General features: G+C 63.3%; 13 protein-coding genes and 5 tRNA genes. 2 read left to right on the top strand and 16 right to left on the bottom strand.

Annotation, left to right across the window (positions count from 1 at the left end; genetic code table 11):
• Positions 1-140 precede the first annotated feature (140 nt).
• The 16 genes from nusG to HDE78_RS10805 form a co-directional block, all read right to left on the bottom strand.
• Entirely contained in the window at positions 141-701 is a 561-nt protein-coding gene (gene nusG / locus HDE78_RS10880; RefSeq protein WP_179479244.1) for a transcription termination/antitermination protein NusG, read from the bottom strand.
• A 10-nt stretch (positions 702-711) separates the two neighbouring features.
• Positions 712-1,110, bottom strand: coding sequence for a preprotein translocase subunit SecE (gene secE / locus HDE78_RS10875; RefSeq protein ID WP_179479242.1), 399 nt, complete (start codon positions 1,108-1,110; stop codon positions 712-714).
• An 81-nt stretch (positions 1,111-1,191) separates the two neighbouring features.
• Positions 1,192-1,267, bottom strand: a tRNA-Trp gene (locus tag HDE78_RS10870).
• Positions 1,268-1,443: 176 nt separating this feature from the next.
• Positions 1,444-2,634, bottom strand: coding sequence for an elongation factor Tu (gene tuf / locus HDE78_RS10865; protein WP_179479240.1), 1,191 nt, complete (start codon positions 2,632-2,634; stop codon positions 1,444-1,446).
• Positions 2,635-2,717: 83 nt separating this feature from the next.
• Positions 2,718-2,793: transfer RNA gene (locus tag HDE78_RS10860), tRNA-Thr, on the bottom strand.
• Between the two features lie 121 nt (positions 2,794-2,914).
• Positions 2,915-2,988: transfer RNA gene (locus HDE78_RS10855), tRNA-Gly, on the bottom strand.
• Between the two features lie 215 nt (positions 2,989-3,203).
• A tRNA-Tyr gene (locus tag HDE78_RS10850) sits at positions 3,204-3,289 on the bottom strand.
• Positions 3,290-3,389: 100 nt separating this feature from the next.
• Entirely contained in the window at positions 3,390-3,878 is a 489-nt protein-coding gene (locus HDE78_RS10845) for an acyl-CoA thioesterase (protein ID WP_179479238.1), read from the bottom strand.
• A gap of 43 nt (positions 3,879-3,921) precedes the next feature.
• Positions 3,922-5,013, bottom strand: a complete 1,092-nt coding sequence (gene ychF, locus HDE78_RS10840; protein ID WP_179479236.1) for a redox-regulated ATPase YchF — start codon at positions 5,011-5,013, stop codon at positions 3,922-3,924.
• 81 nt (positions 5,014-5,094) lie between these two features.
• Positions 5,095-5,691 carry an aminoacyl-tRNA hydrolase gene (gene pth / locus HDE78_RS10835; RefSeq protein WP_179479234.1) on the bottom strand — a complete coding sequence of 199 codons (597 nt, stop codon included), beginning with the start codon at positions 5,689-5,691 and terminating at the stop codon, positions 5,095-5,097.
• Between the two features lie 53 nt (positions 5,692-5,744).
• Positions 5,745-6,413, bottom strand: coding sequence for a 50S ribosomal protein L25/general stress protein Ctc (locus HDE78_RS10830; RefSeq protein ID WP_179479232.1), 669 nt, complete (start codon positions 6,411-6,413; stop codon positions 5,745-5,747).
• A gap of 175 nt (positions 6,414-6,588) precedes the next feature.
• Positions 6,589-7,530 carry a ribose-phosphate diphosphokinase gene (locus HDE78_RS10825; protein WP_179479731.1) on the bottom strand — a complete coding sequence of 314 codons (942 nt, stop codon included), beginning with the start codon at positions 7,528-7,530 and terminating at the stop codon, positions 6,589-6,591.
• 50 nt (positions 7,531-7,580) lie between these two features.
• A tRNA-Gln gene (locus HDE78_RS10820) sits at positions 7,581-7,657 on the bottom strand.
• Between the two features lie 77 nt (positions 7,658-7,734).
• Positions 7,735-9,153 carry a 4-(cytidine 5'-diphospho)-2-C-methyl-D-erythritol kinase gene (gene ispE, locus HDE78_RS10815; RefSeq protein WP_179479230.1) on the bottom strand — a complete coding sequence of 473 codons (1,419 nt, stop codon included), beginning with the start codon at positions 9,151-9,153 and terminating at the stop codon, positions 7,735-7,737.
• Positions 9,154-9,218: 65 nt separating this feature from the next.
• The gene (gene lolB, locus HDE78_RS10810) at positions 9,219-9,830 is read right to left on the bottom strand and encodes a lipoprotein insertase outer membrane protein LolB (protein ID WP_179479228.1); all 612 of its coding nucleotides are present in this window, start codon (positions 9,828-9,830) and stop codon (positions 9,219-9,221) included.
• A gap of 11 nt (positions 9,831-9,841) precedes the next feature.
• A complete protein-coding gene (locus HDE78_RS10805) occupies positions 9,842-11,494 on the bottom strand; it encodes a tetratricopeptide repeat protein (RefSeq protein WP_255457758.1) in 1,653 nt (550 codons plus the stop codon).
• A 247-nt stretch (positions 11,495-11,741) separates the two neighbouring features.
• On the opposite strand from HDE78_RS10805, the gene hemA reads away from it, so the two are divergent.
• Both hemA and prfA read left to right on the top strand, forming a co-directional pair.
• The gene (gene hemA / locus HDE78_RS10800) at positions 11,742-13,037 is read left to right on the top strand and encodes a glutamyl-tRNA reductase (protein WP_179479224.1); all 1,296 of its coding nucleotides are present in this window, start codon (positions 11,742-11,744) and stop codon (positions 13,035-13,037) included.
• Between the two features lie 98 nt (positions 13,038-13,135).
• Positions 13,136-14,215 (top strand): peptide chain release factor 1, encoded by a 1,080-nt coding sequence (gene prfA, locus HDE78_RS10795; protein ID WP_179479222.1) that lies wholly within the window; start codon positions 13,136-13,138, stop codon positions 14,213-14,215.
• Positions 14,216-14,271 lie beyond the last annotated feature (56 nt).

The following is a 14,271-nucleotide window of genomic DNA, read 5'->3' as shown; positions in this document are numbered from 1 at the left end:
CAGACCCTGAAACACGGACACGCCGAGATCGTTAGACCTCGACGTGAACCGCGCAGTATAGAGATTGAACTGGCTTTCAGCAAGCCCCGTGCCAAAGGCACGGATTCACTCACTAGAGCCAGTGAATCGGACCGGCCCGATCAGGCTTTCTCGACCTGACCAAATTCCAGTTCGACCGGGGTCGACCTGCCGAAGATCAGCACGGCAACGCGCAGACGACTCTTGTCGTAGTTGACTTCTTCGACCACGCCATTGAAGTCGTTGAATGGACCTTCGGTGACACGAACCATCTCGCCCGGTTCGAACAACACCTTCGGACGCGGCTTTTCGACACCTTCGCGGACGCGGCTGAGAATGGCTTCGGCCTCGCTGTCCTTGATCGGCAGCGGACGATCGGCGGTACCGCCGATAAAGCCCATGACCTTCGGCGTCTCCTTGATCAGATGCCAGCATTCATCGTCGATCCGCGGCGATTTGCCCTCGGTATTCGTCTCGATCTGCACCAGCACGTAGCCTGGGAAGAATTTGCGCTCGCTGCGACGCTTCTGGCCGCCGCGCATCTCGATCACTTCCTCGGTCGGCACCAGCACTTCGCCGAATTTCTCTTCCATCTCGGCGCGCTTGATGCGCTCGTCGAGGGAACGTTTCACCTGATTCTCGAAACCCGAATAGGCGTGCACCACATACCAACGCTTGCTCATGTTTTCCACCTCAGGTACCCAACTTGAGCAGCCAGTCGAGGATGACCGACTTCAGGATCAGATCGATCAGGCCAAGCAACAGCGACAGCACCACCACGACCACGATGATGATGCCGGTAGTCTTGATCGTCTCATCTTTGGTCGGCCAGACCACCTTGCGCAATTCGAACTGCGACTCGCCGACGAAATTGCGCACCCGACGACCCAGCGCCGTGAAGGCCGCTATCGCCAGCGCGATGACCAGCGCCGCGAGTACGCCGAGCAGGCGCACGGATGAAGGGATGCTGGCGTCGTTACCGAACCAGGAATAGGCGAAGATGCCGCCAACCAGTATCAGCCCTGCCAATACCAGCTTGGCAACATCGGCGGCATTCGTGCCTTTGGGCTGCTGTTCTGCCTTGGTATTCATGCACAGTGATCAAGTGTCAGCGGCATACCGGCCTGTTCGGGCGGCCTTGCCATCGTCACCCGTCATCGATCCTCGGGAAAGTGGCACGCCAGGAGGGACTTGAACCCCCAACCTGCGGTTTTGGAGACCGCTGCTCTGCCAATTGAGCTACTGGCGTACATGACTTGAACTGTAAACACGACGGCGAGCGGATGGTTCCGCTCGCCCCGTGAAGAGATTTAGTTTTAGCCATCATCCCTGATGGCGGAGCCAAGCCCGGCATCCATGCCGGACTCTTCATAGGAGCTACTCACTTTGGGGCTTTGTTAATTCGAGCCCCGCCGTTCGAATTTGTTACTTGATGACCTTGGCAACGACGCCGGCGCCGACGGTGCGACCGCCTTCACGGATGGCGAAGCGCAGGCCTTCGTCCATCGCGATCGGGTGGATCAGGCTCACCACCATCTTCACGTTGTCACCCGGCATCACCATTTCCACGCCCTCGGGCAGCTCGCAAGCGCCCGTCACGTCGGTGGTGCGGAAGTAGAACTGCGGGCGGTAGCCCTTGAAGAACGGCGTATGACGGCCACCCTCGTCCTTCGACAGAACGTACACCTCGGCCTCGAAGTCCGTATGCGGGGTGATCGTGCCCGGCTTGGCCAGCACCTGGCCGCGCTCGACGTCGTCACGCTTCAGGCCGCGCAGCAGCAGACCGGCGTTGTCGCCTGCCTGACCCTGATCCAGCAGCTTGCGGAACATTTCCACGCCCGTCACGGTGGTCTTCTGCGTATTGCGGATACCCACCACTTCGATTTCGTCGCCGACCTTGATGATGCCGCGCTCGATACGACCGGTCACCACCGTGCCGCGGCCGGAGATCGAGAACACGTCTTCGACCGGCATCAGGAACGGCTTGTCGATCACGCGCACCGGCTCAGGGATGTACGCGTCCAGCGCGTCCACCAGCTTGATGATCGACGGCACGCCGATTTCGCTCTGGTCGCCTTCCAGCGCCAGCTTGGCCGAACCATGGATCATCGGGGTGTCGTCGCCCGGGAAGTCGTACTTGCTCAGCAGCTCGCGCACTTCCATCTCGACCAGCTCGAGCAGCTCGGCGTCGTCGACCATGTCCGCCTTGTTCAGGTAGACCACGATGTACGGCACGCCGACCTGGCGCGACAGCAGGATGTGCTCGCGCGTCTGCGGCATCGGGCCGTCCGCGGCCGAGCACACCAGAATCGCGCCGTCCATCTGCGCCGCACCGGTGATCATGTTCTTCACATAATCCGCGTGACCCGGGCAGTCGACGTGCGCGTAGTGGCGGTTCGGCGACTCGTATTCCACGTGCGCGGTCGAGATCGTGATGCCGCGCGCCTTCTCTTCCGGCGCCGCGTCGATCGCGTCATAGGCCTTGAACTCGCCACCGAAACGTTCTGCACCGACTTTCGTCAGCGCCGCTGTCAGCGTCGTCTTGCCGTGATCCACGTGACCAATCGTGCCGACGTTGACGTGCGGCTTGGTGCGTTCGAATTTACCCTTTGCCATGCGCGCTAAACCCCGATGGAGTCAATCAATTGAAGGAAAAAAACCGACCGTATCCGACCTGAGCCATTACGGGCGTAGTGAAATGGTGCTCATAACAGGAATCGAACCTGTGACCTCTTCCTTACCAAGGAAGTGCTCTACCGACTGAGCTACATGAGCGGATACTTCAGCCATCCTCCATGATGGCAAAGAACAGACCGGCATCCTGCCGGACAATTCAAAAAAAGCGTCGACTTCCGCATTGCATGCAAAGGTCGACCGCTTGGCCGATGCAGCGCAATGGAGCGGAAGGCGGGAATCGAACCCGCATAATCAGTTTGGAAAACTGATGTTCTACCATTGAACTACTCCCGCCCTGCGCGGAACTCGCTCGATAAACGGGACGGGCTTCGTGATCCACATCGAATCATGCCACCTGCCTCATCCATCAGGGCCGCGCCGCTTTCGCGTCGCGATCAGAATTGCTTCCTTGCAACCATGTGTACTTGTTCTACTGAACGCCGCGATAAAACTAACGTCGCTCACTTTTTGACGCTTCACCGTTTCACAAATCGAAGCAGTGACCAAGCTGGTGGAGGGAGGTGGATTCGAACCACCGAAGGCGTAAGCCAGCAGATTTACAGTCTGCCCCCGTTGGCCGCTTGGGTATCCCTCCAACAAAGAACGCGTATTGTGTGGATCGAGCCTTGAGCTGTCAACACCTGAGGCGTGCAAATGCGCGTATTTCGCACAGTTTTTGCGCGTACGGCTGCAGGTCAGCTCGCGGACGCGCCGTGCATATCGATCAGCTGCTCCATGCCCTTGGACAGTTCCAGAAGCTGTTTCGCCTGCAGCTGCAGCCGGCGCTCGTTGTCGTTACTTGGCTCCCAGCGCGGCACCGCAGTGGGTTTACCGTCCTGCCCGTCGAGCGCCACGAACACCATCACGCAGCTGGTTGCCAGCCGCTGCTCGCCCTTGCGCAGATCGCGCGCCAGCACATCCACGGCCATATGCATGCTCGATGTGCCGGTGTGAATCAGACGAGCCCGCACCGTGACCAGGTCGCCGATCAGGATCGGCGCCACGAACTGAATGCCGCTGACCGACGCGGTGACGCAATACGCGCCGCTCCAGCCCACCGCACAGGCATAACCGGCCTGATCGATCCACTTCATGGCCATGCCGCCGTGCACCTTGCCGCCGAAGTTGACGTCGGTGGGCTGGGCGAGAAAACGGAAAGTCACTTCGTGCTGCTGGCCTGACATGGAAACTCCGGCTAAAGGTCGAACAAACTCACGACGACGCGCGTCAGACGTTGAACAGGAAATTCAGCACGTCGCCGTCCTTGACGACGTAGTCTTTGCCCTCGGCGCGCATCTTGCCCGCCTCCTTGGCGCCCTGCTCGCCGCGATAGCGGATGAAATCGTCGAAACCGATCGTCTGCGCACGAATAAAGCCGCGCTCGAAATCGGTGTGGATCACGCCAGCCGCCTGCGGCGCGGTGTCGCCGATGTGGATCGTCCAGGCGCGCACTTCCTTGACGCCGGCAGTGAAGTACGTCTGCAGACCGAGCAACCCGAACGCCGCGCGCGCCAGCCGATTAAGCCCCGGCTCCTTCAGGCCCATTTCGGCGAGAAACTCCGCTTTGTCGGCGTCGTCCATCTCGGCCATATCCGACTCGATGGCCGCGCACACGGCGACCACCGGCGCACCCTCGATGGCCGCATGCTCACGCACCTTGTCCAGCAGCGGATTGTTCTCGAAACCGTCTTCGGCCACATTGGCCACGTACATCGCCGGCTTGATGGTCAGCAGCGACAGCGGCTTGAGCGCCAGCTTTTCTTCATCGGACAGCGGCGCCGAGCGCGCCGGATTGCCCTGATCCAGATGCGGCACCACTTTTTCCAGCGCGGCAACCATCAGCTTGGCGTCCTTGTCGCCTGCGCGGGCTTTCTTCTGCTCGCGCTGCAGCGCCTTGTCGGCCGTAGCCAGATCGGCCAGCGCCAGCTCGGTACCGATAACGATAATGTCGTCGAGCGGATCGATGCGGCCGGCCACGTGGATAATGTTGTCGTCGTTGAAACAACGCACAACGTTGACGATGGCGTCGGTCTCGCGAATATTGGCCAGGAACTGGTTGCCCAAGCCCTCGCCCTTCGACGCGCCCGCCACCAATCCGGCAATATCGACGAACTCGACCACGGCCGACACTACTTTCTGCGGCTTGACGATCTCGGACAGCTGCGCCAGTCGCACGTCCGGCACTTCCACGATGCCGACATTGGGCTCGATGGTGCAGAACGGATAGTTCGCCGCCTCAATGCCCGCCTTGGTCAGCGCGTTGAACAGGGTGGACTTGCCGACGTTGGGCAGACCGACGATGCCGCATTTGATACCCATGATGATTCCGTGCCGTGAAACGTGAGGCGCAAATCGATCCGGTGGCTCGGCTTGCGCATCGCGTCTGCTGCGAATGAAAACCTACTTTTTCACTGCACTGGCTTCCGCACTGTGCAGCTGATGCATTGCCTTTTCAAACTCGCCCCTCGTCGCCAGCGGCAGCACATCAAGTGCTCTGCCGATACCGAACAGCATGGCGTCTTCGTCAGCCGCCGAGGGCCGACCCAGCACCCAGGGCGTGACCTGATCCCGATGCCCGGGATGGCCGATACCCACGCGCAACCGATGGAATTTACCGTGCCCCAGATGGGCCATGATGTCGCGCAGGCCGTTCTGACCGCCATGGCCGCCGTCGAACTTGAGGCGCACCACGCCAGGCGGCAAATCGAGATCATCGTGCGCGACCAGGCACTGCTCCGGCTCGATCTTGTAGTAGCGCAGCGCGGAAGCCACCGCGATGCCGCTTTTGTTCATGAAGGTCGAAGGCTTCAGCAGCCACACCGACTCGCCACCGATGGCGACCTTGCAGGCTTCGCCGTGCAGCTTGCCGTCGAAACCGAACCGCTGGCCCTGCGCGCTGGCGAGGGCGTCCACAAACCAGAACCCGGCGTTGTGCCGGGTTCTGAGGTATTCGGCACCGGGGTTGCCCAGTCCGACGATGAGTCGCAAACCTGCCATGACGGAAGGCAAGCAGCGCAGCCCGCACCGTTTCCAGTGCGGGCTGCAGCGGCTTACTTCTTGTCGTCCTTCTTGGCGTCGCCGGCGGGCTTGGCGGCAGCGTCATCACCCTCGACAGCTTCCGGCGCTTCGTCCACTTCTTCCTGCACGAACATTACGGTGACCACGGCAATGTCGTGATCCTCGCCCAGCGCCAGCGCCGGAATTTCGACGTTCGCCGGCAGCGTCAGCTGCGACAGATGGATGATATCGCCTTCCTTCAGCTTGCCCAGATCGAGCTCGATGAACTCCGGCAGATCCTTGGGCAGGCAGGAGACTTCCACTTCCGTGAGGTTGTGCGAAATGACCACGCCGGAAGTCTTGGCAGCCGGCGAGGTTTCCTGGTTGAGGAAGTGCAGCGGCACGTTGACGCGAACGACTTCGTTCTCGTTGATGCGCAGGAAATCCATGTGCATCATCAGCTGCTTGAACGGGTGCTTCTGCCAGTCGCGCACCAGCACCTTCTGCACCTTGCCGTCGACGTTGAGGTCGAGCACCGAGGAGAAGAACCACTCGTGCTTGGCAGCGAGCAGGATGGTGTTGTGTTCGATCTGGATGCTCTGCGGATCCTTGCCGGCGCCGTAAACGACGGCAGGCACGAAGCTCGCATGACGCAGGCGGCGGCTCGCACCTTTCCCCTCGTCTTTGCGGCTCTGCGCCTTGATTTCGTGTGTCTTAGCCATGTTGGTATTGCCTTGGTTGGGTAGTAACCGCTTCGCAGCGGTCGAGTGACTTTCCCGCGACCAGAAAAGTCGATGGTGCGATGGCGAATGCCATCGCGTTTGAAGCCAAAAACTGTGGGTGCAGCAATATCAGCCAGTCAGTATGAAGCAATACGACTGAATCAATCCCGCCGCATCAGTCCACGTACAGCGAACTCACCGACTCGCCAAAGGCGATGCGGCGAATGGTTTCGGCCAGCAGCTCGGCGACCGACAGCTGACGAATCCGGGTACAGGCCTGCACCTGCGGACTGAGCGGCAGCGTATTGGTGACTACCAGCTGATCGAGCTGGGAGCCTTCGATATTGCTGACCGCCGCGCCCGACAGCACCGGATGCACGCAGTAGGCAACCACCTTGCGGGCGCCACGCTCTTTCAGCGCAGCGGCGGCCGCACACAGCGTGCCGGCGGTATCGACGATGTCGTCGATCAGCACGCAGGTCTTGCCGTTCACGTCGCCGATGATGTTCATCACCGTGGCCACGTTGGCCTTCGGGCGGCGCTTGTCGATGATCGCCAGATCCGCGTCGTCGAGCCGCTTGGCCAGTGCGCGGGCGCGCACCACGCCGCCCACGTCCGGGCTGACCACGATCACATCGTCCATGCTGTGATGGCGCCAGATATCGGCCAGCAGCACCGGCGAGGCGTACACGTTGTCGACCGGAATATCGAAGAAGCCCTGGATCTGGTCGGCGTGCAGATCCACCGTCAGCACCCGGTCGACGCCCGCGGCGCCGATCATGCGGGCAGCCAGCTTGGCGGTGATCGGTACGCGGGCCGAGCGCGGCCGGCGATCCTGTCGCGCGTAGCCGAAATACGGCATCACCGCGGTCACACTCATGGCCGAAGCGCGCTTGAGCGCATCGACCAGCGCCAGCAGCTCGAACAGGTTTTCCGCACTCGGCGCACCCGTCGGCTGGATGACGAAAACCTCCTGCCGGCGGACGTTTTCCTCGATTTCGATCTGCACTTCGCCGTCGCTGAACGTGCTGACCAGCGCCTTGCCAAGCGGCACGCCCAGTCGATGGGCGACGTCCTCGGACAGCGCGCGATGCGCATTGCCGGTAAAAAGCATCATCGGGGTGGACGTGTCCACAGTGGTTACCTCGGAACTCAAGCCATCAGGAATGGCTGGGGCGGCAGGATTCGAACCTGCGTATGCGGGAATCAAAATCCCGTGCCTTAACCAGCTTGGCGACGCCCCAGTAGTAGGTTGTTCGATTGTGCTTTTGTTCGTACTCGTTGGGGTTCGCCATGCCGCCAGCGAACGCCGTGTGTCGTTTCACTCCGTGCGCGATTGATGCCGCGCCAGAGCCTGCTGCAGCGGTGAAACATCGACCCCCGAGGCCACGTGGGCCGTGAAGGCCACCGGACATTGCCCGGCGATCGATACCGCCCGCTCGAATGATTTCGTTTCCAGAAACACGCAGCCGCCACTACCGGACAGTCGCGCTTGACCGAAGCCGCCCAGCCAGTCGAGCGCGGCGGCCACCCGCGGGTGACGCGCGCGTACTACCGGCGCAAAGGCATTTTCTGTCGTTTCGCCAGAAGCAAAGGATGAAATTGTCGCCCGCGGCGCATTTCGTGTCAATTCAGACGCCTGGAAAAGCGCGGCCGTCGGCACATGCTCATGCGGGTCGAGCACCACATACGTTCGCCGCGGCAGCGGCAGCGGTGTGAGCTGCTCGCCGATACCCTCGGCCCAGGCCGACCGACCGCGCACGAAGACCGGCACATCCGCACCCAGCTGACGCCCGAGTTCGGCCAGGGTGTCTTCGCCCAGATTCAGCCGCCACAGCCAGTTCAGCGCCACCAGCACGGTGGCCGCATCGGAACTGCCACCGCCCAAGCCGCCGCCCATCGGCACGCGCTTGTTTACCTCGATGTCCGCGCCCGCAGCTGCGCCGGCGTGCGTCTTCAAAAGCTGCGCCGCGCGCACCGCCAGGTCGGACGACTCCGGCACGCCGGGCACCTCGTGTAGCCGCCGAACTTGGCCATCGTCACGCAGGCGCAGGCGGATCTCATCGCCCCAGTCGAGGATCCGAAATACCGTCTGCAGCTCGTGGTAACCGTCGGGCCGCCGCCCGGTGATGCGCAAAAAGAGGTTCAACTTGGCCGGCGCAGGCCATATCGTCCATTCGTTCCGGGCAGGACGCGCCAAAGCGCGGCTCATAAATACCCGCAGCCGGTCTGGAAAACCGTTTTCGCGGTCGCGCTGGCGCGCAAAGGCAAACGCCGGATCGTTCTTGTCGACCGCGGCAAAGCCGCGCTTGGCATAGAACGGCGCGTTCCAAGGCACGTCGGCCAGCGTCCCCAGGGCGATCCGGCGATAGCCGGCGGCGCGTGCCCATTGGCAGGCATGTTCAAGCAACGCGGCACCGATGCCGCGCTGGCCGTAACTTGGCAGCACGTCGATTTCGGCGACGCCGATCGCCTCATCAGCCGCCCCGCGGTCTATCTCTGCATCCAGCCAGACAAATCCCACCGCCTCCTGGTCCACACTCAGCGCGACCCAGACCAGACCGCGACCGATCGCCCGGTGCAACAGCTCGGGCGGGATCGGCATATCGGCATAGGCCGCCCAGGCCGGGTGACCGCGAAAAAGCTGCACGGCTTTTCGCTCGATCGCACACAGCGCCGCAACCTGGTCAGGCAGCGCACGTTCGATGGAAAAAACGCGTTCGGTCGGATGATCGGGCATGACGGGTCTGGCGACTCAACGCATTCGTGCGCTGCGCGCATCGCCGAGCTGCCAGCGAATCGCCATCACTGGAACTGCCATGATTCGATCGACAGCTTCACCTTGTACGGCGGCTTGCTGGCGTAGACCTTGGTCGGCAGAGCGGGCTGGCGCGTGATGTCCCATTCGCGGTACTCGACCGACCAGCCATCCTGCACCAGCAGCGACGGCAGCGCGTTGTCGCCAAAGCTGACGTCGGCTGCGCCGCTGTCCGCGCGCAGGCCAAGCACCCAGGCACGCAGATCGCGCAGCGGTACTTCCCAGCCCAGCGCCTTGCGCATCAGCGCCTCGGCATCGGGGCCGCTGATCGGTCCGGACTTGAGGCCCTGCAGCTGCGCGCCGTCGGGCCCGCCGCTGAGACGGAAGTCCGCGCCGCTGATGGCCGGCCCGCGCAGCACGAACTCGTAGCGATCGCCATTCTGCGTCCAGCTGAAGCTACCGCTACCGCCGTCCTTGCCGTCGGACACACCCAACCTCCCCTGCATGACCCAATGATCAGCATGGGCCAACGACTGCTCGCGCGACTGCTGCGCCGCCAGCTGGCCGGCACCGCCCTTCGTCCTTATCGCCGGCGCCGGTACGCAGGCGGCAAGCAACAGCGGCAGCGACACGGCAACGCATCGAAAAACCCGGTTCATCGCAGCAGCCTTCATGCGTGCAGACGCCGCAGCGCATCTTGCAGGTTCTTGTTGGTCGGATCGAGCTTGCGCACGTCGTCGAAAATGCGTTGTGCCTCCTGCTGGTGACCCAGCTTCCACAGCACCTCGCCCAGATGAACGCCGACGTCGGCGTCCTTCTGCGCTTGCCACGCGCTGCTGAGCACCTGCGCCGCCTGATCGAGATGACCGAGCCGGTACTGCAGCCAACCCCAGGAATCGGCGATGGCCGGATCGTTCGGCTTGGCCGCGCGGGCCGTCTGGATCAGCTGCTCGGCTTCGGGCAGGTCACGATCGGCGTCGGCCAGGGTGAAACCCAACGCATTGCTGGCATCGACGTCACCCGGCTTGATCTTCAGAAGGCGGTGAAAATCCTTGACCGCCAGATCGACATCGTTCGCCTCGGCGTATGCCAGCCCGCGGCCGTAGAGCAGGTCCGGATCGTCCGGCACCACCTGCAGGGCGTGACTGAATGCCGCGATCGCCTGCGGGTACTTGCGTTCGCGCATGTAAAGTTCGGCATCGACCTGATAGGCCTTGCGCAGCTGGGTGGGCTGATCGAGGTAATCGACCTGCATCTGTTCCAGCGCCTGATGCGCCTCGTTGCTCTTGCCCTGCGATTGCAAGATCACCGCGCTGCGCAGGTCGGCGTCGAACGCATGGGTGTCGTCATCGTCGACCTGGCTGTACCAGGCCAGCGCCTCGTCGTTGAGATGCTGCGCCTCGGCCAGCTGGCCCAGCAGATAGGCACTTTTCGCGCGCACCTCCGGCGGCGCTTTCTGCAGCTGCTGATACAGCGCGGCCAGCCCGGTACCGTTGCCGTTCTGCGCCGCCAGAGCCACGCGCAGGGCGTAGGTGTCGGCATTTTGCGGGCCGTGATCGAGCACCTTGGAGGCGCCGGCATAGTCACCGGCCTGGCTGAGCATGCTGGCGTAGGCCAGACGCAACTGAATATTGTCGGGTGCCTTGGCGATCGCCTTTTGCAGCAGCGCGCGGGCGCCGTCGTGATCGCCATCCTTGAATTTCATTTGCGCCAGCCAGGCGTAGGTTTCGGCGCTCTTGAACCGCTGCACGGCCGCTTCGGCGATGGCCAGCGCGTAAGCGTGCCGGCCGAATTTATCGCCCAGTTCGCTCATCGCCAGCCATGCCTGCGGGTCGGCCGGCAGCTGCTGTGGCGTCGCCAGCTCAACCAGCAAGTTGGCCGCTTGTGCCTGATCGCGGGCGCCAAGCATCACCCGGCCGAACTGGCGCCAGACTTCCTTGTCGCTGCTGCCGATGAGAAGCGTGAGCTGGCGACGCGCTTCGTCGGCGTCGCCGCGATCGAGCGCCAGCTCGGCGCGGGCCTCGGCCATACCGACAGGCGCGGCGCCCAGCACCTGCCAGCGATCCAGCGCTTGCTGAGCCGCGGTGTCGTCATGCACGGCGATGGCCAGGCGCGCAGCCCGTTCGGCCACTTCGGGATCCAGGCTCAGGCCGGCGGCGTGACCGTAGGCCGTCGAAGCGGTTTTGAGATCGTTGCGGCTCAGCGCCATTTCGCCGGCCAGCAGTTGGGCCAGCAGATCGTGCTCGGCGTCGGGCGTGGCAACCACCAGATGCGCCAGCGGCTGCGCGTTTGCGGCCGCCTGCCGCGGCGAACGCGCGGGCATCGGGGCACAGCTGCACAAAACCAGCACCGAGGCCGTCAGTGCCGTAAAATGCCGCAGTTGCTTGAACCTGGCCGACCCGCTCCGCACATCCACCTCCATCTGCCTACCTTTTGTTTGTTTGCCGCCGCGTGACCGGCGAAGCCAATATCGGTCACCGCGCGGATACTGCATCAAGCTTAGTCTACGTCGTCACTGCATCGCGCCGAAAACGTCGCAGCGACATCCATGCCGGAACTCCTACACCCTCATGCCGCTGATAGCCCTCGGAATCAACCACCTCACCGCGCCGGTCAGCCTGCGCGAACAGGTGGCGTTCGATCCGGAGGCCGCCGGCGAGGCGCTGCACGAGCTGACGCGCGAGCCGGGCGTTGAAGAGGCGATGATTCTCTCGACCTGCAACCGCACCGAGCTCTACGTTGGCGTGACTGCCGGTGCCGAGAGCATTCCGCAGGCGTGGTTGAGCCGTCACCACCGTCTGACTCCGGGCAAGCTGGACGAGTTCCTGTATCGGCACGATGAACGTGAGGCCGTACGCCACATGTTCCGTGTCGCTACCGGGCTGGATTCGATGGTGCTGGGCGAGCCGCAGATTCTCGGCCAGGTGAAGGACGCCTATCAGCAGGCACGCGAAGCGCAGTCGCTACGCGCGCCGCTGGATCGTCTGCTGCAGCACACCTTTGCGGTCGCCAAGCGCGTGCGCACCGACACGCGGATCGGCGCGTTTACCGTGTCGGTCGCCTTCACCGCGGTACGGCTGGCCGAGCAAGTCTTTGCGGACCTGTCCGACGCCTGCGTGCTGTTGATCGGCGCCGGCGACACGATCGAACTGGCGGCCAAGCATCTTGCCGACAAAAAGGCGCGACGGCTGATCGTCGCCAACCGCACGCTCGAAACTGCACAGGAACTGGCCGGCCGCTACGGCGGTTACGCCATCGCGCTGGCCGATCTGCCGCAGCATCTGGCCGAGGTCGATATCGTGATCTCCTCCACCGCGGCGCGACAGCCGATTCTCACCCGTGCCATGGTCGAGAAAGCCATGGCCGCGCGAAGGCGCAAACCGATGTTCATGGTCGATATCGCGGTGCCGCGTGATATCGAGGACGGCGTGGGCGACCTGCCCGACGTCTATCTCTACGGTATCGACGACCTGCGCCAGGTCATCGACGACAACCGCCGCTCACGCGAAGCCGCCGCGCACGAAGCCAGCGACATCATCGATCTGCAGGTCGATCGCTACATGGCCTGGCGCCACGCACTCACGCTGAAGAACCCGGCGCTCGACATGCGCCAGCACGCCGAGGTCTACCGCGACGAGGTGCTCGACAAGGCACGCGCCATGCTCGCTCGCGGCAAGACGGCCGACGAGGCGCTGGCGTTCCTCGCCAACACGCTGACCAACAAGCTGCTGCACCACCCCAGCGCGCGGCTGCGCGAAGCGGCGCTCAGCGGCGATCTCGACCTGCTGCATGCCGCCGGTCGTTTGTACGGGCTCGACGACGAAGAGAAAGGGACGAGAAGCGAGTCCCAAAAAAGGGATAAATAGCGAGGGCGGCTGGCTGCCGCTTTCATCCTTGCCCGGATCGCTCACTGGTCTAGGCGCTTTTGCTCATCCCTCGCCCCTCTCTACTCGCCCCTTCTCCCATGACCCCATCGATCCGCCGCAAACTCGAAGCACTGGCCGAGCGCCACGAGGAAATCGGCCTGCTGCTGAGCCAGCCCGACGTGCTCGCCGACAACACTCGATTCCGCACTCTGTCGCAGGAATACGCCCAGCTCGAACCTGTCGCCACCTCGCTGCGCGAGCACGACCAAGCCGAGCGCGAGCTGGCCGACACGCGCGCCATGCTCGACGATCCCGAGCTGCGCGACATGGCCAGCGAGGACATCGGCCGACTGCAGCAGCGACTGCTCGAACTGGACAGCGAACTGCAGCTGCTGCTGTTGCCGAAAGATCCACGCGACGAGGCGAACCTCTACCTCGAAGTGCGCGCGGGCGCCGGCGGCGACGAAGCGGCGATCTTCGCCGGCGACCTGCTGCGCATGTATCTGCGCTATGCCGAAAGCCGCCGTTGGCACGTGGAAATTCTCAGCGAACACGCCGGCGAGCACGGCGGCTTCAAGGAGGTGGTCGCACGCGTCGAAGGCGCCGGCGCGTATTCCAAGCTGAAGTTCGAATCCGGCGCGCACTGCGTCAAGCGCGTGCCGGTCACCGAGTCACAAGGCCGCGTGCACACCTCCACCGCCACCGTCGCCGTGCTGCCGGAACTCGATGAGATCGATGACGTCGTCATCAATCCGTCCGATCTGAAGACCGATACCTTTCGCGCCTCCGGCGCCGGCGGTCAGCACGTCAACAAGACCGACTCGGCCATTCGCATTACGCACATTCCCACCGGCACGATCGTCGAGTGTCAGGAAGAGCGCAGCCAGCACAAGAACCGCGCCCGCGCGATGAGCCTGCTGAAGGCGCGCCTGCTCGACGCCGAACGCAGCAAGCAGAGCGAAGCGCAGGCCGAGTCGCGCCGGCTGCAGGTCGGCACCGGCGACCGCAGCCAGCGCATCCGCACCTACCGTTACAAGGACAACCTGGTGACCGATCACCGAATCGGCCTGAATCTTTATCGGCTCACCGAAATCATGCAGGGCGATCTGGCCGAGCTGGTCGATACGCTGACCCGCGAGCATCAGGCCGATGAGCTGAAGTCGCTGAGCGGCGGTTGACGATGCGCCTCTGCCCGAGGGCGCTTGGCGCCCATCCGACCATACGCTAGCGTGAG

Origin of the sequence: Rhodanobacter sp. K2T2 (assembly GCF_013408815.1) — a bacterium.
Lineage (GTDB): Bacteria > Pseudomonadota > Gammaproteobacteria > Xanthomonadales > Rhodanobacteraceae > Rhodanobacter.
The sequence above is the reverse complement of the archived record's forward strand: the minus strand, read 5'-3'. Positions and strand labels throughout refer to the sequence as shown.